Annotated in this window: 14 protein-coding genes; 10 read left to right on the forward strand and 4 right to left on the reverse strand. The window is 61.9% G+C overall.

All coding sequences use genetic code 11. The features are described 5' to 3' along the window. Position 1 precedes the first annotated feature (1 nt). Positions 2–1,027, forward strand: coding sequence for a GGDEF domain-containing protein (locus C4J88_RS11400; RefSeq protein ID WP_124406953.1), 1,026 nt, complete (start codon positions 2–4; stop codon positions 1,025–1,027). Positions 1,028–1,044: 17 nt separating this feature from the next. Here the strand turns inward: C4J88_RS11400 and C4J88_RS11405 are convergent, their stop codons facing one another. Continuing rightward, positions 1,045–1,344 (reverse strand): helix-turn-helix transcriptional regulator, encoded by a 300-nt coding sequence (locus tag C4J88_RS11405; RefSeq protein WP_124366712.1) that lies wholly within the window; start codon positions 1,342–1,344, stop codon positions 1,045–1,047. 90 nt (positions 1,345–1,434) lie between these two features. Between C4J88_RS11405 and C4J88_RS11410 the strand changes: the two genes are divergently transcribed. Together C4J88_RS11410 and C4J88_RS11415 are read left to right on the forward strand one after the other, a co-directional pair. Next, positions 1,435–2,526, forward strand: coding sequence for an NADH:flavin oxidoreductase/NADH oxidase (locus C4J88_RS11410; RefSeq protein ID WP_124386170.1), 1,092 nt, complete (start codon positions 1,435–1,437; stop codon positions 2,524–2,526). 274 nt (positions 2,527–2,800) lie between these two features. Further along, the gene (locus C4J88_RS11415; RefSeq protein WP_124406954.1) at positions 2,801–4,927 is read left to right on the forward strand and encodes a TonB-dependent siderophore receptor; all 2,127 of its coding nucleotides are present in this window, start codon (positions 2,801–2,803) and stop codon (positions 4,925–4,927) included. Between the two features lie 687 nt (positions 4,928–5,614). Here the strand turns inward: C4J88_RS11415 and C4J88_RS11420 are convergent. Further along, positions 5,615–6,655, reverse strand: a complete 1,041-nt coding sequence (locus C4J88_RS11420) for a hypothetical protein (protein WP_124406955.1) — start codon at positions 6,653–6,655, stop codon at positions 5,615–5,617. Between the two features lie 85 nt (positions 6,656–6,740). Between C4J88_RS11420 and C4J88_RS11425 the strand changes: the two genes are divergently transcribed. Further along, the gene (locus C4J88_RS11425) at positions 6,741–7,301 is read left to right on the forward strand and encodes a hypothetical protein (protein ID WP_124366716.1); all 561 of its coding nucleotides are present in this window, start codon (positions 6,741–6,743) and stop codon (positions 7,299–7,301) included. Positions 7,302–7,334: 33 nt separating this feature from the next. Here the strand turns inward: C4J88_RS11425 and C4J88_RS11430 are convergent, their stop codons facing one another. Together C4J88_RS11430 and C4J88_RS11435 are read right to left on the reverse strand one after the other, a co-directional pair. Next, positions 7,335–8,057, reverse strand: coding sequence for a FadR/GntR family transcriptional regulator (locus tag C4J88_RS11430; RefSeq protein WP_124406956.1), 723 nt, complete (start codon positions 8,055–8,057; stop codon positions 7,335–7,337). Between the two features lie 48 nt (positions 8,058–8,105). Next, complete coding sequence (locus C4J88_RS11435) at positions 8,106–9,842, reverse strand: IlvD/Edd family dehydratase (protein WP_124362469.1); 1,737 nt, start codon at positions 9,840–9,842, stop codon at positions 8,106–8,108. A gap of 193 nt (positions 9,843–10,035) precedes the next feature. Between C4J88_RS11435 and C4J88_RS11440 the strand changes: the two genes are divergently transcribed. From C4J88_RS11440 to araG, 6 genes are read left to right on the forward strand one after another with little or no spacing between them, the layout of a single operon-like run. Continuing rightward, the gene (locus C4J88_RS11440; RefSeq protein ID WP_124362470.1) at positions 10,036–11,358 is read left to right on the forward strand and encodes an MFS transporter; all 1,323 of its coding nucleotides are present in this window, start codon (positions 10,036–10,038) and stop codon (positions 11,356–11,358) included. A gap of 15 nt (positions 11,359–11,373) precedes the next feature. Beyond that, positions 11,374–12,363 (forward strand): AraD1 family protein, encoded by a 990-nt coding sequence (gene araD1, locus C4J88_RS11445; RefSeq protein WP_124366717.1) that lies wholly within the window; start codon positions 11,374–11,376, stop codon positions 12,361–12,363. An 11-nt stretch (positions 12,364–12,374) separates the two neighbouring features. Further along, on the forward strand, positions 12,375–13,955 hold the full coding sequence (locus C4J88_RS11450; protein ID WP_124366718.1) for an aldehyde dehydrogenase (NADP(+)): 1,581 nt from the start codon (positions 12,375–12,377) through the stop codon (positions 13,953–13,955). Positions 13,956–13,971: 16 nt separating this feature from the next. After that, on the forward strand, positions 13,972–14,835 hold the full coding sequence (locus tag C4J88_RS11455; protein WP_124406957.1) for an SMP-30/gluconolactonase/LRE family protein: 864 nt from the start codon (positions 13,972–13,974) through the stop codon (positions 14,833–14,835). 44 nt (positions 14,836–14,879) lie between these two features. After that, positions 14,880–15,884: a substrate-binding domain-containing protein gene (locus tag C4J88_RS11460; RefSeq protein WP_124406958.1), complete on the forward strand. Its 1,005-nt coding sequence runs from the start codon at positions 14,880–14,882 to the stop codon at positions 15,882–15,884. Further along, positions 15,881–17,383 (forward strand): L-arabinose ABC transporter ATP-binding protein AraG, encoded by a 1,503-nt coding sequence (araG, locus tag C4J88_RS11465; protein WP_124406959.1) that lies wholly within the window; start codon positions 15,881–15,883, stop codon positions 17,381–17,383. Before C4J88_RS11460 ends, araG begins: the two co-directional genes overlap by 4 nt. Positions 17,384–17,385 lie beyond the last annotated feature (2 nt).

Below are 17,385 nucleotides of genomic sequence, written 5' to 3' on the forward strand. Positions count from 1 at the left end.
GATGCCTGCTCACTTGAAGTTAAGGCCCAGGATGCGCCGGTTGCTGTCGCCTGCGGTAACGCAAGCCGAATGGATAGGCATCATCGCCTGGATTGGTATCGGCTTGATCCAGGCCATGCTGTTCGACCCGTATGTGTTGAGCGTCACCCTCGGCCTGTTAGTTGTGTGCCGTGTTCATTCGCTGACCACGAACTTCCTGTTGTGGCGGTCGCTGGGGGTGATCTATATCGTGCTGTTGTCGGTGGGGTTTGCCTACATCATCCACTTGAATCCGCCATTGCGTATCTACGGTTTGCCCCTGGCCGTCACGCTGGTGGTCGGCAGCGCGATCCTGTTTATCAGTGTCCAGGATTATCTGGTCGGCGCCCTGTCGGTCTGGCTTATCCTGTGGTCGCCGATGCAGGCCGAACTCTATGCCGCAACCCAAAGTTATCTGCTGATATTTTGCGCGTCGTCGGTGTCGATCGGTTTCATCCTGAGTTACTCATACTTGAAGAACCTGCGTTCGGTGTTGCTGGTGGAAAGTGAGTTTCGCGCATTGGCCGAGACCGATTACCTGACCTCTATCCTCAACCGGCGCGCGTTCATGCAAAGCTTCGAAAAGTTGCTCGACAGTGGCCAGGGCGGCTACTTCATCATGTTGGATATCGACAGTTTCAAGGCCAAGAATGACCTGTACGGCCACGACGTCGGCGATAAGATTTTGCGCGCCATGGCGCTCTGCCTGAAAAACGCCAAGGGCAGCCACAGCTTTGGACGCATCGGTGGGGAAGAGTTCGGCGTGTTGTTGCTGGGCGATGACCCGGCGCTGGCCGGCGAGTTTGTGCTGGATTTGTTGCAGGCGATCCGCTGCAGCGTCGCCCCGCCTCACAACTACACGTGCAGTGCCGGCATGGCGCGCTTTTCGGCAGGTGACGAATTGTCGACGGTGCTCAAGTTAGCCGACAAAAACCTGTATGGCGCCAAGCGCAACGGCAAAGACTGTGTGCATCTGGATGGCGCGCCGCTGCGGCCGGTCACGGCCTGAAGCCCAGGGGCCGGTGTTCAGCGCTGGGCAAGCACACTCGCCAGCAAGCCGGGGAAGCGGCCTTCGAGCTCTTCGCGACGCAATGAGTTCATGTGGGTGGTGCCGACATTGCGCGTGTTCACCAGGCCCGCATCGCGTAACACCCTGAAGTGGTGGGACATGCTCGATTTGGGGCGCCCGCCGTCCAGTTCGCCACAACTGGCTTCGGGCACGCCGGCCAGGCAGCGCACGATGTCCAGGCGCACGGGGTCGCTGAGGGCGTAGAGCACGCGCTCAAGTGTCAGCTCTTGCGGGGTAGGGTGTTTGAAGGCTCGCATGGCGCGGATCATAACAGCGGGGTAGCGTTGAATACCATAGTTCGATTACCATCGAACTATCGAATCACGCACGCTTATCCGGAGTATCTGATGTCCGCTTTGTTCGAACCGTTCAAACTCAAAGACGTTACCTTGCGCAATCGCATTGCCATCCCGCCGATGTGCCAATACATGGCCGACGACGGCATGGTCAATGACTGGCACCACGTGCACCTGGCCGGCATGGCCCGTGGCGGTGCCGGCCTGCTGGTGGTCGAGGCTACTGCCGTCGCGCCGGAAGGGCGTATCACCCCAGGCTGCGCCGGTATCTGGAGCGATGCCCATGCCGAGGCGTTCGTGCCGATGGTCAAGGCGATCAAGGCTGCGGGTTCCGTCCCCGGTATCCAGATTGCCCACGCCGGCCGCAAAGCCAGCGCCAACCGTCCATGGGAAGGCGACGACCACATCCCGGCCTCCGATGCCCGCAGCTGGGAAACCATCGCCCCGTCGGCTATTGCGTTCGGCGCGAACCTGCCCAACGTACCGCGTGCCATGACCCTGGAGGACATCGCCCGCGTCCAGCAAGACTTCGTCGACGCCGCCCGCCGCGCCCGTGACGCCGGTTTTGAATGGATCGAGCTGCACTTCGCCCATGGCTACCTGGGCCAGAGCTTTTTCTCCGAACACTCCAACCAGCGTACTGACGCCTACGGTGGCAGCTTCGACAACCGCAGCCGCTTCCTTCTGGAAACCCTGGCCGCCGTGCGTGAAGTTTGGCCGGAAAACCTGCCGCTCACCGCCCGCTTCGGCGTGATCGAGTACGACGGCCGTGATGAGCAGACCCTCACCGAGTCCATCGAACTGGCCCGCCGATTCAAGGCCGGTGGCCTGGACCTGCTCAGCGTCAGCGTTGGGTTCACCATTCCCGACACCAACATCCCATGGGGCCCGGCGTTCATGGGGCCGATTGCCGAACGTGTGCGCCGTGAAGCCGGTATTCCGGTGACCTCGGCGTGGGGCTTTGGTACACCGCAACTGGCCGAAGGCGCGCTGCAGGCCGGGCATCTTGACCTGGTCTCCGTGGGCCGCGCGCACTTGGCCGATCCGCATTGGGCGTACTTTGCGGCCAAGGAACTGGGCGTGGACAAGTCGTCCTGGACCTTGCCGGCGCCTTACGCGCATTGGTTGGAACGTTATCGCTGAGCTAGCGACTCGGTAAAATTGTGGGAGGGGGCTTGCTCCCGATAGCGGTGGGTCAGTACCAGATTGTCTGGTTGATCCACCGCCATCGGGGGCAAGCCCCCTCCCACATTTGGTTTATGGACATCAGGAATACCGAGCCAATCGATACAAAGGCGATACGCGAAAAATAACAAATGAGAATGGATGTCAAACGCGAATGCGTTGATATATGATGCGCGGCGAATTCTTGGCAGGTTTGCCGCCCCATCTGGCTCATTCACTAGGTTCAACATCCATGCGTCGTACCCTGATTTCCATTTGTGTGCTTCAGGCGTTTTCCCCTTTCTCGTGGGCAGAAGAGGCTCCCGCTGAAAAAGCCGGTATCGAGCTGCAAGCAACCAATGTGACCGCCACGGCGGATTTTGAGTCAGCCCAGGGCCCGGTGCAGGGCTACCACGCCACGCGATCAGCCAGTGCGACGCGCACCGACACCTCGATTCATGAAACTCCGCAGTCCATCAGCGTGGTGTCCAGGGATGTGGTCGAAGACATCGGCGCAACGCGCCTGCAGGATGCCCTTGACTATGCCGGCGGGGTTGGCCGCGCCAACAACTTCGGTGGCCAGGGCCTGACCACCTTCACCGTGCGCGGCTTTACCACCGGTGAGTTCTACCGCAACGGTTTCCCGATCAATCGCGGTTACCCGAACATGCCGGATGCCAATACCATCGAGCGCCTCGAGGTGTTGCGCGGCCCGGCGACCATGCTCTACGGCCGTGGCGACCCCGGGGGCACGTTCAACGTGGTGTCCAAGCAGCCGCTGGCCGAACGCAGCGTCACCCTGGGCAGCCAAGTCAATGACCAAGGCATGAAGCGCGGCACCCTGGATGCCTCCGGCCCGCTGGACGAAGCAGGCCGCCTGGCCTATCGCCTGAACGTGGTGGGCGAGGGCGGCGACACTTTTCGCGATCACGTCGAGACCGAACGCTACGGCGTGACGCCGGTGCTCACCTGGCAGGCCAGCGATGACACCAAGGTGATCTTCGAAGGCGACTTCATGCGCAACAATGCCCCCTTGGACCGTGGCCTGACGCGCTACCCGAACCAGCGAGGCACGCCGTCGCGCGAGACGTTCTGGGGCGACAAGGACGTAGGCAAGCTGCATAACGACAACAACATGGCGCAGTTGCGTTTCGAGCATGCGCTCAATGACAACTGGACGTTGGGCGGTGGTTTCCAGTGGTTGGACGGGACGTTGAAGGGCAACGCAATCGAGGCTAACGGCCTGGGCGCCGATGGTCGCACCCTGCAGCGCAACTTCAATTACCGCAAGCTGGAATGGACCGACAAGGATTATCAGCTCAACCTGACCGGGCATTTCTCCACCGCCGGTTTCGAGCACACCCTGCTGACCGGCATCGAGTACGAAGACTACAACTATAAGTCGATCATCCAGCGCTCCAGCGCCACTGCGGGCACTTACCCGATCGATATCTTCAACCCGGTCTACGGCCAGGCGCGCCCGCCGCTGACGCGCACGCCGACGCATGACAAGGAAAACCTCAAGACCTACGCGGCCTTCGTGCAGGACCAGGTGGCCCTGACCGAGCGCTTGAAGGTCCTGGCTGGCGCACGTTTCGAACGGTTTGAACATGACTATGAAAGTTACGTGCCTCGCGTGAACCCCTTCCAGAGCGCAGAAAACGCCGTCACCCCACGTGTGGGTGTGATCTACGACCTCACCGATACCGTCGCGGTGTATGCCGACGCCGCACGTTCGTTCAAGCCGAACACCGGTGCGGCACGCGAAGGCGGTGGCTTCGCGCCGGAAAAGGGCAAGTCCTATGAGATGGGGATCAAGTGGGAAGCCCTGGACCGCCAACTGAGCGTCGACGCTTCGATCTATCAGATCGACAAGAAAAACGTACTGACGACCGACCCGGTGATCAACACGTTTAGCGTCGCCGCAGGTGAAGTGCGCAGCCGAGGCTTTGACCTCAACGTCGCGGGCAACCTCACGCCTGAGTGGCGCATCATCGGCGGCTATGCCTACGTGGATGCCGAAGTCACCAAGGACAACAGCATCCGCTCCGGCACGCGTTTGTTGAACATCCCGCGCAACAGCTTCAGCCTGCTCAACGTCTATGAGTTCCAGGACGGCGCCCTCAAGGGCCTGGGCCTCGGTGTGGGCGGCAAATACGTCGACCAGCGCGCCGGGCAGACCGCCAATACCGCCTTCTCGATGGACGCCTACACCGTGGTCGACCTGCTGGGCTATTACAAGGTCAACGAACAGGTACGCCTGAACCTGGACGTGAAAAACCTGTTCAACCGCGAGTATGAAGAAGGTGCGTTCGGCAACGTATATGCCTACCCAGGCGCACCGCGCACGGTGCAGGTCGGCATCGCCTACACCCTCTAACGGCCTACACAGTTTCAATGTGGGAGGGGGCTTGCCCCCGATGACCATAGGTATCTACACAACTTTGTAGCAGCCAACAGTAACCACGATGCGAAGCGAGTCGCTCTTGATCTTGTTTTTGATCTAGGCGCCCCGTTAAACCACGCTGGCCGGAATCCGATAGTGATTTGGGGGGTAAACCGGCAGGGATGCCGGTTTAGCCGCCCCGCGCCATGGATGGCGCGTGGCGGCGGCCCCCCAAATCACTGTCGGATTACGGGCACACCGAGCCTAAGCGAGGTGCCGAGTGGTGGGGCAAGAGCGTTTTGCTTACTTTTGCGCTTTTCAAAAGTGAGACGCCGTAAGGGCGGAACCCTAAGCCGCCGTTACCGCAGCAACGGATATGTACTCGCCCTGATCCAGCATCCTGGTCGGCTGTCAGGCCGCCATCGGGAGCAAGTCAAATCGTCGCACCGCCCCTCCCACATTTGGATCGCGCAGCATCAGTCAGATAGCTATAGGCCGCCAGGTCGCCACGGGAGCAAGCTCCCTCGCCACAGGTTCAGGGCTACGCCAAAGTTGTGTAGATACCTATGCCCCGATGACGGTAGACCGACCGATGACGCTGTGACTGATCCACCGCGCCCATCCGGGCTTGGCATACACCAAGCCCTTGGCGCTAAGTTTCACAAGGCGTCGTCAGATCCTTCAATTCTGCCAGCACTGCGCATACCGCTCACACACGCCATAACGCTTATCCAATTCGGCCATGTGTGCCCAGTTGTCGGCCATTGCTTCTTTCTCCAGCAATCCATTCAACTGCCGGTAGTACTGCAGCATCGCGCCGTTGACGGCCAATGCCTGAGTGAGGTCGGTTGCCGGGGTATCGGGCACCAGCGTTTTCAGCGTAGGTGTATCCAGTCGGGAGAGGCGCGCACGGTACTCAACCTTGTATCGCTCGAGCGCCTCGGCCTTTACGCCGTAGGCTTGAGCCAGGTAATTGGCGATGTTCTGGCGATACTGGGTCCAATAGGCATCCGGCAAATCAAGGTTCATCTCTCCCTTGCGCTTGTTGACCACCAGCTCAATGGCCTCGGCCCGCGCGCTGTCGTTGACGGCAACGGTTTGGGGTTTCATTTCCGCGATGATGCTCGGCGAGATAATCTGCTCGACCAGGGCATCACGTTCCGGGGTGGCCGGAAGACCTTTGGGGGGCACGGGAAACAGCGCGTTAGCACCTGCGCAGCCAGGTAATCCTTTATTGATCAGCGGGACCGGTGAGCGCACTACTTGGTTTTTTACCGAGTGCAGGCGTTTAAGCATGGTCACGCACTGGCTGCCGGCGCGATTGAACGTCACTTCGTATTCCGCACCGCGTTGCGGCGTGAGGGTGAACGCCATGCCACACACTGAGCCTGTACCTTGGGTATTCAAGTGCAGGAGCAGCTCTTTATCCGGGGGCAGCCGGATTTCCAGGTAAGGCGTTTTTTCGGAGGCCGGCGGCATCGACATGTCGGCCCGCCTACGGGTGTTGGCCAGGAACAGGTTGTTGAGGATGCCGGTGGTTTGCCCATCACAATGCTGCGCATCCATCACGCTCAGCGTGGCACTGCTCGTGTCGCTGATAAACCGTAGCTTGGCAGCATCCGGCTCGGTGGCATCCGGGTAAGTGCCCGACACACTGCAGCCGCCGAGCATCACGGCGAAAAGCGTCGCGCCGAGCATGCGGCCGGCAAAAAAATTACTCATGGAAGGGGTCGTCCTTAACGCCGAGGGTGATAAATGTCGCATCATACTGGCAAACTTGATTTTTTTTCGATGGAACGAGGATTGAATGCACACGATAAATAAGTTGTTTGTGATCGGGATCTCGGCGTTGGCGAGCGCCTGTTCGACATTGCCACCCGAAATGGCGCTGGATTCCACAGTCTATTCTGCCGACAACGCCGGTCTTGTCGTCGGGGCGTTGATCCAGGGCGGGCCTTATGGCACCTGGATGAACTTTCGCAACGTGGACACCGGCAAGGATTATGGCTGGGGTCCTAAGGATTACTACTCGGCATGGTTGCCTGCGGGCACTTATGAAGTCAGCGACCTTGGCTCGCGTCGCGGCGTGATGGGGCCCTATTCAAAACCCCTGCGCTTTACCGTGACCACTGGTCAAATCAATTACGTGGGCGAAATGACCTACGGTTGCCCGCTCGCTGCGCGCCCGGCTGCGATCTATGGCGTGAAAAACTGCGGATTTCTTGCGCTGGCGACCTGCACGGTGGATTACCCCAGCATTGGCATATGCGTTGTAGACCGCCAGGAACAGTCGCTAAGAACCTTCGTCAAGCAGCACCCGCAATTTTCCCAACTTCCGGTCAAGTCAGCCGTAATGTCGACGCGATGAAGGTGCGATTGCCGGACTGAGCGTCGACACGGCTTATAGCGGCGTCAACACATTCATCACCGTGTCCAGCGCCACCCGCGTGTCATCCAACTGCACCAACGATGCATGCCGCGCGCCCAGTGCGTCGCGGTTTTTGATCGCGGTGAGGATCGCCTTGTGCCGGGGCAGGCTCAGGCCCTGGATATCCGGGCGGCGGTTGGTGATGTTGATCGACTCGCGCAACGGCAGCGAAAGCATGTTGCACATATAGGCGAGCAGGTCGTTGCGGGTGGCGTCGGCAATGGCGCGGTGGAAGTCCAGGTCGGCCTGCAACAGCTCGTCGTGGGTCTTGGCCGTTTCCATGCCCTGGTAGGCTTTTTCGATGGTGGCGATGTCTTCATCGGTGGCGGTGGTCGCGGCCATGGCGGCGATTTCCGGTTCGAGGATGCGCCGCACCCCGGCCAGCGTGTTGAAAAACTCGCTGTGGGGCGTGGACTGCATCAACCAGGACAGCACGTCCGGGTCGAGCAGGTGCCACTTCAAGCGCGGCCGCACCACGGCGCCCACCCGAGGCTTGGAATACACTAGGCCCTTGGCGCTGAGCACCCGCGTCGCCTCGCGCAACACCGAACGGCTGACCTTGTATTCCTCGCACAGCGTGGCTTCCATGGGCAGTCTTTCTTCCGGCTTGAAGCGCCCGGAAACGATGTGCATGCCCAAGTCCTGAACGATCTGGGCATGCATGCTCTTGCGTGGCTTGGGCGGCTGGTGATCCATAACGACGGGCAGGCTCTGGCTTAAATTCGCCGCATCATAGCATCCCAATTAGTGGGAATGCCGTGGGACTTCGGCGCCACGGCAGCCCACCAGGAAGTCGAAGTCGCAACCCTGGTCGGCCTGCAGCACATGGTCGATGTACAGCTGGCGATAGCCGCCGACGATGAGCTTCTCGGGCGGCGCCAAATCGGCCATGCGCGATGCCAATTCGGCGTCGGGGATGTCCAGGTGCAAGCGCCCGTTGGCGCAGTCGAGTTCGATCCAGTCACCTTCCTGCACGGCCGCCAACGGCCCGCCCGCTGCGGCTTCCGGCGCCACATGCAGCACCACCGTGCCATACGCGGTACCGCTCATGCGCGCATCGGAAATCCGCACCATGTCGGTCACGCCCTGGGCCAGCAATTTGGCCGGCAGGCCCATGTTGCCGACTTCGGCCATGCCTGGGTAACCCTTGGGCCCGCAGTTTTTCATGACCAGGATCGAGTTGGCATCCACGTCCAGTTCCGGATCGTTGATGCGCGCCTTGTACATGTCGAAGTTCTCGAACACTACCGCGCGGCCGCGGTGCTGCATCAGCTCGGCGCTGGCGGCAGACGGTTTGAGCACCGCACCCAGCGGCGCCAGGTTGCCGCGCAGCACGCAGATGCCGCCGTCGGCGCGGATCGGGTTGTCGAGGGTGCGGATCACTTCGTCCTGGCCGTAGATCGGTGAGTCCTTGGTGTTCTCGCCCAAGGTTTTGCCGTTGACGGTCAAGGCATTCGGATGGGGGATCAGGTTGGCTTCGCCCAGGCGGCGCAGTACGGCGGGCAGGCCGCCGGCATAGTAAAACTCTTCCATCAGGAAGCGCCCCGAGGGTTGCAGGTCGACGATAGTCGGCATGCCACGCCCGATGCGGGTCCAGTCGTCCAGGTCCAGCTCGACGCCGATGCGCCCGGCGATGGCTTTCAAGTGGATCACCGCGTTGGTCGAACCACCGATGGCCGCGTTCACCCGGATCGCGTTTTCGAAGGCTTCCTTGGTGAGGATCTTCGACAGTTTCAAGTCTTCGCGCACCATCTCCACTGCACGCATGCCCGACATGTGCGCCAGCACATAACGCCGTGCATCCACTGCCGGAATCGCCGCGTTGTGGGGCAGGGAGGTGCCCAGGGCCTCGGCCATGCAGGCCATGGTCGACGCGGTGCCCATGGTGTTGCAGGTACCTGCCGAGCGCGACATGCCGCCTTCGGCTGCAAGGAAATCATCCAGGGTAATGGTGCCGGCCTTGACCTGTTCGCTGAGCTGCCACACCACCGTGCCCGAGCCGATGTCCTGGCCCTTGTGCTTGCCGTTGAGCATCGGCCCGCCGGTGACGACGATGGCCGGCACATCACAACTGGCGGCGCCCATCAGCAGGGCTGGGGTGGTTTTGTCGCAGCCGGTGAGCAGCACCACGCCATCGATCGGGTTACCGCGAATCGCTTCTTCCACGTCCATGCTCGCCAGGTTGCGCGTCAGCATGGCGGTGGGGCGCAGGTTGGATTCGCCGTTGGAGAACACCGGGAATTCCACCGGGAAGCCACCGGCTTCGATCACACCGCGTTTGACGTGCTCGGCGATCTGGCGGAAATGCGCGTTGCACGGGGTCAGCTCCGACCAAGTGTTGCAGATGCCGATGATCGGCTTGCCATGGAACTGATGGTCGGCAATGCCCTGGTTCTTCATCCAGCTGCGGTACATGAAGCCGTTCTTGTCGGCAGTACCGAACCACTGGGCGGAGCGTAGGCCGGGCTTTTTATCAGACATGATCGATTCTCTTATTGTATGACTATATGTTCTGAGCGTGCTTAAACATAAGCGCAAAATCGAAGCTTTGGAAGAGTTGTTTTGCAAATAGTCCTACTATATAGTCTTTCTCAACTGAGGTATGACCCTGGCGGATTTTCGCGAGAGGCGTCCCCCGAGCTTCTATAAAAACAACAATCGGAGATCGACCCCCATGAGCCAGGAACTGCGGCTTATTCGGCGCATCACGCTGAAACTGATTCCCTTCCTGATCCTGCTGTACCTGATTGCCTATGTGGACCGTTCCGCCGTGGGCTTCGCCAAGCTGCACATGGGCGCCGACGTCGGCATCGGCGATGCGGCCTATGGCTTGGGCGCGGGGTTGTTCTTCATTGGCTACTTCCTGTTCGAGATTCCCAGCAACCTGATGCTCGACCGCTTCGGCGCGCGGCGCTGGTTCGCGCGCATCATGATCACCTGGGGCACCATCACCATCGGCATGGCCTTCGTACAAGGGCCGCACAGCTTCTATGTGATGCGCTTTCTGCTCGGCGCGGCCGAGGCCGGGTTCTTTCCGGGCGTGCTGTACTACATCACCCAATGGTTCCCGGTGCGCCATCGCGGCAAGATCCTCGGGCTGTTCATCCTCTCCCAACCGATCGCGATGATGATCACCGGGCCCGTGTCCGGCGGCTTGCTGGGCATGGACGGCACCCTGGGCCTGCACGGCTGGCAGTGGCTGTTCATCGTGATCGGCACCCCGGCGATCCTGCTCACCTGGCCGGTGCTGCGCTACCTGCCGGACGGCCCTAAACAAGTCAAGTGGATGAGCGAGGAAGAAAAGGCCTGGCTTACCGGTGAGCTCAATAAAGACCTGCAAGCCTACGGCCAGACCCGCCACGGCAACCCGCTGCATGCGCTCAAGGACAAGCGCGTGTTGCTGCTGGCGCTGTTCTACCTGCCGGTGACCTTGAGCATCTACGGCCTGGGTCTGTGGCTGCCGACCTTGATCAAGCAATTTGGCGGCAGTGACCTCACCACCGGCTTCATCTCCGCCGTGCCTTACATCTTCGGCATCATCGGCCTGCTGATCATCCCGCGCAGTTCCGACCGTTTGAATGACCGTTACGGCCACCTCGCCGTGCTCTACGTACTGGGCGCCATCGGCCTGTTCTTCAGCGCCTGGCTCAGTGTGCCGGTGCTGCAGATGGCAGCGCTGTGCCTGGCGGCGTTCGCGATGTTTTCCTGCACGGCGGTGTTCTGGACCTTGCCGGGCCGCTTCTTCGCCGGTGCCAGTGCGGCGGCCGGTATCGCGTTGATCAATTCGGTGGGCAACCTTGGCGGCTACATCGGCCCGTTCGTGATCGGTGCGCTCAAGGAATACACCGGCAACCTGGCCTCGGGTTTGTACTTTCTATCCGGTGTGATGCTGTTCGGGCTGGTGCTGACCCTGGTGGTCTACCGCCTGCTGGAACGCAAGCATGTGCTGCCCGCCGACCAATTCGCCGCCAGTGCCCGTGGCGCCACACGTACTTAATTCAGGAGAAATGGCATGCGTTTAGTTCAGTTCGAGTTGCCCAACGGCGAACGCCGCGTCGGCGTAGTGGAAGGCACACAGCTGCGCGAAGTCCAGGCGGCGCGCAGCGTGCGTGAATTGGCCCTGGCCGCGATCGAAGCCGGTGTCGGCCTGGAGCAGCAGGTGGACAGCCTTGGCCTGGGCGACAGCCACGACTACGCCGCGTTGTTGGCCGAGCTCAAGGTGCTGCCGCCGCTGGACCACCCGGACCCGGCCCATATGCTGATCAGCGGCACCGGCCTGACTCACCTGGGCAGCGCCTCGGCGCGAGACAAAATGCACCAGGCCGGTGACGACACCGCCCTGACCGACACCATGCGCATCTTCAAATGGGGCGTTGAGGGCGGCAAGCCAGCCGCCGGGCAGGCGGGCGTGCAGCCGGAGTGGTTCTACAAAGGCGACGGCAGCACCGTGGTGCGCCCCGGCGCCGCGTTCCCGGTACCGCCGTTTGCCGAAGACGCCGGCGAAGAGCCGGAAATCGGTGGCCTCTACGTGATCGGCCCGGACAGCAAGCCCTACCGTGTGGGCTTTGCGGTGGGCAACGAATTCTCCGACCATGTGATGGAACGCAAGAACTACCTGTACCTGGCCCATTCCAAACTGCGCAGTTGCAGCTACGGGCCGGAACTGCGCGTGGGCGAGTTGCCCCAGCACCTGGCAGGCACCAGCCGCATCCTGCGTAACGGTGAGGAAATCTGGCGGAACGAATTCCTCAGCGGCGAGGCCAATATGTGCCACAGCCTGGAAAACCTCGAATACCACCACTTCAAATACCGCCAGTTCCTCAAGCCCGGCGATGTGCACATCCACTTCTTCGGCACCGCCACGCTGTCATTTGCCGACGGTATACGTACCCAGGAAGGCGATGTGTTCGAGATTACCCAGGCTGAATTCGGCGCGCCGCTGGTCAACCGTGTCGGCAGCAGTGATGCGGCATTCGAACCCGGCAACGTCATTACCCTTTAAAGGAGAGCCCCATGCCCCAGTTCCTCGGTCACAACTACATCGGCGGCCAGCGCAGTGCCAACGGCAGCACCCAGTTGCAGAGCGTCGACGCCACCACCGGCGAAGCCTTGCCCCAGGCGTTCTACCAGGCCACCCCGCAGGAGGTGGATGCCGCCGCCAAAGCAGCCGCCGCCGCGTACCCGGCTTACCGCGCCTTGAGCGCGTCGCGCCGTGCGCAATTTCTCGATGCGATTGCCGACGAGCTGGACGCATTGGGCGATGATTTCGTCGAACTGGTCTGCCGAGAAACCGCCTTGCCGGCGGCGCGCATCAAAGGCGAACGTGGGCGTACCAGCGGCCAGATGCGCCTGTTCGCCACGGTGTTGCGTCGCGGTGATTTTTACGGCGCGCGTATCGACAAAGCGCTGCCGGATCGCCAGCCATTGCCGCGTCCGGACCTGCGCCAATACCGCATCGGCCTGGGCCCGGTCGCGGTGTTCGGCGCCAGTAACTTCCCGCTGGCATTTTCCACCGCCGGCGGTGATACCGCCGCTGCGCTGGCAGCCGGTTGCCCGGTGGTATTCAAGGCCCATAGCGGGCATATGGCGACGGCCGAGCAGGTGGCCGATGCGATCATCCGCGCTGCCGAAACCACCGAAATGCCGGCGGGCGTGTTCAACATGATCTTCGGCGGCGGTGTTGGCGAAGCGCTGGTCAAGCACCCGGCGATCCAGGCCGTCGGCTTTACCGGCTCGCTCAAGGGCGGCCGTGCCCTGTGCGATATGGCGGCGGCGCGCCCGCAGCCGATCCCGGTGTTTGCCGAGATGTCGAGCATCAACCCGGTCATCGTGCTGCCGCAGGCGCTGCAAGCCCGCGCCGACAGCGTCGCCCGCGACCTGACCGCCTCGGTGGTGCAAGGCTGCGGCCAGTTCTGCACCAACCCTGGCCTGGTGATCGGCATCACGTCCCCAGCGTTCACCGCGTTCACGCAACAGGTCGCGAAGCTGATCGGCGAGCAACCGGCGCAAACCATGCTTAACGCGGGCACCTTGGGCAGCTACGGCAAGGGCCTGGAAAAGCTCCTGTCTCACCCCGGTATCGAGCACTTGGCGGGCAACGCCCAATCGGGCAACCAGGCCCAGCCGCAGTTGTTCAAGGCCGATGTGCGCCTGTTGATCGACGGCGATGAAGTGCTGCAGGAAGAGGTGTTCGGCCCGACCACAGTGTTCGTCGAAGTCGCCGACCAGGCCCAGCTCAGCGCCGCCTTGCACGGCCTGCACGGGCAGTTGACCGCCACCATCATTGGCGAACCGGCTGACCTGCAACAGTTCGCCGAGCTGACGCCGCTGCTGGAACAGAAAGTCGGGCGCATCCTGCTCAACGGTTACCCCACCGGTGTGGAAGTCTGCGATTCGATGGTGCACGGCGGGCCGTACCCGGCCACCTCCGATGCCCGTGGCACCTCGGTCGGCACCTTGGCCATCGATCGGTTCCTGCGCCCGGTGTGCTTCCAGAACTACCCTGATAGCCTGCTGCCCGACGCGCTGAAAAACGCCAACCCGTTGCGTATCCAGCGGCTGGTGGATGGCGCGCCGTCCCGAGAATCCCTGTAAGTCATCCGGAGGCTTCATGTCGTTGAGCGCAGTCACCCCGCACCGTGCCCGGTTGGGCGAAGGGCCGTTCTGGGATGCTCCGTCCCAGGCCCTGTATTGGGTGGATATCGCCGCCCGCCAGGCCCTGCGCCTGATGGACGGGCAGTTGCGAGTCTGGCAATTACCCGAACACGTCTCGGCGTTCATCCCCTGCGAAAGCGGGGATGCGCTGGTGACCCTGAGCAGCGGTGTGTACCGGCTGGACTTGAACACCGAAGCCCTCACCTTGCTGTGCGTGGCCGACCCGCAACCGGGTAACCGCGGCAACGAAGCCCGTTGCGATGCCCAGGGCCGACTGTGGCTGGGCACCATGCAGAACAACATCGGCGCCCACGGCGAAGACCTGCCCATCACGCGGCGCTCCGGCGGGCTGTTTCGTATCGACGCCGATGCGACGGTCACGCCGCTGCTGAGCGGGCTGGGCATTCCCAATACCTTGCTGTGGAACGAGGAGGGTAGCCAGGTTCACTTTGGCGACAGTATGGATGGCACGCTCTATCAGCATTCGATCCACGCCGATGGCCAGCTTGCACCCGCACAGGTGTGGTTCGGCCCGCACGAACGCGGCGGGCCGGACGGTTCGGCCATGGACAGTGAGGGCTACATCTGGAATGCGCGCTGGGACGGCAGTTGTCTGCTGCGCCTGACGCCTGAAGGGCAGGTGGACCGCATCGTCGAACTGCCCGTCAGCCGCCCCACCAGTTGTGTGTTTGGTGGGCCTGATCTGACCACCCTGTATATCACCAGCGCCGCCAGCCCCTTGGATCACCCATTGGACGGTGCGGTACTGAGCCTGGAGGTCGAGGTGCCAGGCAAGCCCTGTCACCGCTTCGCCGGATAAACCGAAAAACGAATATTCAAAAACAACAACAAGGAGTCACCCGTATGAATCGTCGTCGTGGTTTGCGTTCCCTGTGCTGCGCCGCTGTGGCGGTCTCGGCCATGAGCTTGAGCGGCCTGCTGCTGGCTGCTGAAGAAGTGAAGATCGGCTTTCTGGTCAAGCAGGCCGAAGAGCCTTGGTTCCAGACCGAATGGGCCTTCGCCGAAAAAGCCGGCAAGGAACACGGGTTTACCGTGATCAAGATCGCCGTGCCCGACGGTGAGAAAACCCTTTCGGCCATCGACAGCCTGGCCGCCAACGGTGCCAAGGGCTTCGTGATCTGCCCGCCGGACGTGTCCCTGGGCCCGGCCATCGTCGCCAAGGCCAAGGTCAACGGCTTGAAAGTGATTGCGGTGGATGACCGTTTCGTCGATGCCAAGGGCAACTTCATGGAGGACGTGCCGTACCTGGGCATGGCCGCCTTCGAAGTGGGCCAGAAGCAGGGCGCCGCCATGGCCGCCGAAGCGAAAAAACGCGGTTGGGACTGGAAGGACACCTATGCGGTGATCAACACTTTCAACGAACTCGACACCGGCAAGAAACGCACCGACGGCTCGATCAAGTCCCTGGAAGAAGCCGGCATTCCCAAGGACCACATCCTGACCGCCGCGCTGAAAACCCTCGACGTGCCAGGCAGCATGGACGCCACCAACTCGGCGCTGGTCAAGCTGCCCAGCGGCGCAAAAAACCTGATCATCGGCGGCATGAACGACAACACCGTGCTCGGCGGCGTACGTGCTACCGAAAGCGCCGGCTTCGCGGCGGCTAATGTGATCGGCATCGGCATCAATGGCACCGACGCCATCGGTGAATTGAAGAAGGCCAACAGCGGCTTCTTCGGTTCGATGCTGCCCAGCCCGCATATCGAGGGCTACAACACCGCGCTGATGATGTACGAGTGGGTCACCAAAGGCACTGAACCGCCGAAGTACACCGCCATGGACGAAGTGACCCTGATCACCCGCGAGAACTTCCAGGCGGAACTGACCAAGATCGGGCTGTGGAAATGACCGCTGCGGCCCTGCGTTTTGACGGTATCGGCAAAACCTTCCCTGGGGTCAAGGCGCTCGACGGCATCAGCTTCACCGCCCATCCGGGGCAAGTGCATGCCCTGATGGGCGAGAACGGTGCGGGTAAGTCGACGCTGCTGAAGATCCTCGGCGGCGCCTATATTCCCAGCACCGGCACGGTGCAGATCGGCGAGCAAGTCATGGCCTTCAAATGCGCCGCCGACAGCATTGCCAGCGGCGTCGCGGTGATCCACCAGGAACTGCACCTGGTGCCGGAAATGACCGTGGCGGAGAATTTGTTCCTCGGGCATTTACCGTCGCGTTTTGGCGTGGTCAACCGCAGCCTGCTGCGCCAGCAGGCGCTGGCGTGCCTCAAGGGCCTGGCCGACGAAATCGACCCCCAGGAAAAGCTCGGGCGCCTGTCCCTGGGCCAGCGCCAACTGGTGGAAATCGCCAAGGCGTTGTCCCGTGGCGCCCATGTGATCGCCTTCGATGAACCGACCAGCAGCCTCTCGGCGCGGGAGATCGATCGCTTGATGGCGATCATCACGCGCCTGCGCGATGAGGGCAAAGTGGTGCTGTACGTGTCCCACCGCATGGAGGAGGTGTTCCGTATCTGCAATGCGGTGACGGTGTTCAAGGACGGCCGCTTCGTGCGCACCTTCGACGACATGAGCGCGCTGAACCACGACCAGTTGGTGACCTGCATGGTCGGCCGCGATATCCAGGACATCTACGACTACCGCCCGCGCGAGCACGGCGAAGTCGCCCTGAAGGTCAACGGCCTGCTCGGCCCCGGCTTGCGCGAGCCGATCAGTTTTGAGGTGCGCAAAGGGGAAATCCTCGGCCTGTTCGGGTTGGTGGGGGCAGGGCGCACGGAACTGTTCCGACTGCTCAGCGGCCTGGAGCGTGCCAGTGCCGGCAGCCTGGAGTTGTGCGGTGAGCCGCTGCAATTGCGCTCACCTCGCGATGCCATCGCCGCCGGGGTGCTGCTGTGCCCCGAGGACCGCAAGAAAGAGGGCATCATTCCGCTGTCCAGCGTCGCCGAAAACATCAACATCAGTGCCCGTGGCGCGCATTCTGCGTTCGGCTGGCTGTTACGCGATGGCTGGGAGAAAGGCAACGCCGACCACCAGATCAAGGCGATGAAGGTCAAGACCCCGAACGCGGCGCAGAAGATCATGTACCTGTCCGGTGGCAACCAACAGAAAGCCATCCTCGGCCGCTGGCTGTCGATGCCGATGAAGGTGCTGCTGCTGGACGAACCGACCCGTGGCATCGATATCGGCGCCAAGGCCGAGATCTACCAGATCATCCATAACCTCGCGGCGCAAGGCATTGCGGTGATCGTGGTGTCCAGCGACCTGATGGAAGTCATGGGCATTTCCGACCGCATCCTGGTGCTGTGCGAAGGCGCCTTGCGCGGTGAACAACTGCGCGCACACGCGACTGAATCCAACCTGCTGCAGCTGGCCTTGCCGCGCGGCCTGGCGAACTGAGA

This window comes from Pseudomonas sp. R4-39-08, from assembly GCF_003852275.1.
Lineage (GTDB): Bacteria > Pseudomonadota > Gammaproteobacteria > Pseudomonadales > Pseudomonadaceae > Aquipseudomonas.

Excerpts from the sequence above, each read along its gene's own strand:
- C4J88_RS11400 (WP_124406953.1), top strand. The coding sequence starts at position 2 with ATGCCTGCTCACTTGAAGTTAAGGCCCAGGATGCGCCGGTTGCTGTCG.
- C4J88_RS11405 (WP_124366712.1), bottom strand. The coding sequence starts at position 1,344 with ATGCGAGCCTTCAAACACCCTACCCCGCAAGAGCTGACACTTGAGCGC.
- C4J88_RS11410 (WP_124386170.1), top strand. The coding sequence starts at position 1,435 with ATGTCCGCTTTGTTCGAACCGTTCAAACTCAAAGACGTTACCTTGCGC.
- C4J88_RS11415 (WP_124406954.1), top strand. The coding sequence starts at position 2,801 with ATGCGTCGTACCCTGATTTCCATTTGTGTGCTTCAGGCGTTTTCCCCT.
- C4J88_RS11420 (WP_124406955.1), bottom strand. The coding sequence starts at position 6,655 with ATGAGTAATTTTTTTGCCGGCCGCATGCTCGGCGCGACGCTTTTCGCC.
- C4J88_RS11425 (WP_124366716.1), top strand. The coding sequence starts at position 6,741 with ATGCACACGATAAATAAGTTGTTTGTGATCGGGATCTCGGCGTTGGCG.
- C4J88_RS11430 (WP_124406956.1), bottom strand. The coding sequence starts at position 8,057 with ATGGATCACCAGCCGCCCAAGCCACGCAAGAGCATGCATGCCCAGATC.
- C4J88_RS11435 (WP_124362469.1), bottom strand. The coding sequence starts at position 9,842 with ATGTCTGATAAAAAGCCCGGCCTACGCTCCGCCCAGTGGTTCGGTACT.
- C4J88_RS11440 (WP_124362470.1), top strand. The coding sequence starts at position 10,036 with ATGAGCCAGGAACTGCGGCTTATTCGGCGCATCACGCTGAAACTGATT.
- araD1 (WP_124366717.1), top strand. The coding sequence starts at position 11,374 with ATGCGTTTAGTTCAGTTCGAGTTGCCCAACGGCGAACGCCGCGTCGGC.
- C4J88_RS11450 (WP_124366718.1), top strand. The coding sequence starts at position 12,375 with ATGCCCCAGTTCCTCGGTCACAACTACATCGGCGGCCAGCGCAGTGCC.
- C4J88_RS11455 (WP_124406957.1), top strand. The coding sequence starts at position 13,972 with ATGTCGTTGAGCGCAGTCACCCCGCACCGTGCCCGGTTGGGCGAAGGG.
- C4J88_RS11460 (WP_124406958.1), top strand. The coding sequence starts at position 14,880 with ATGAATCGTCGTCGTGGTTTGCGTTCCCTGTGCTGCGCCGCTGTGGCG.
- araG (WP_124406959.1), top strand. The coding sequence starts at position 15,881 with ATGACCGCTGCGGCCCTGCGTTTTGACGGTATCGGCAAAACCTTCCCT.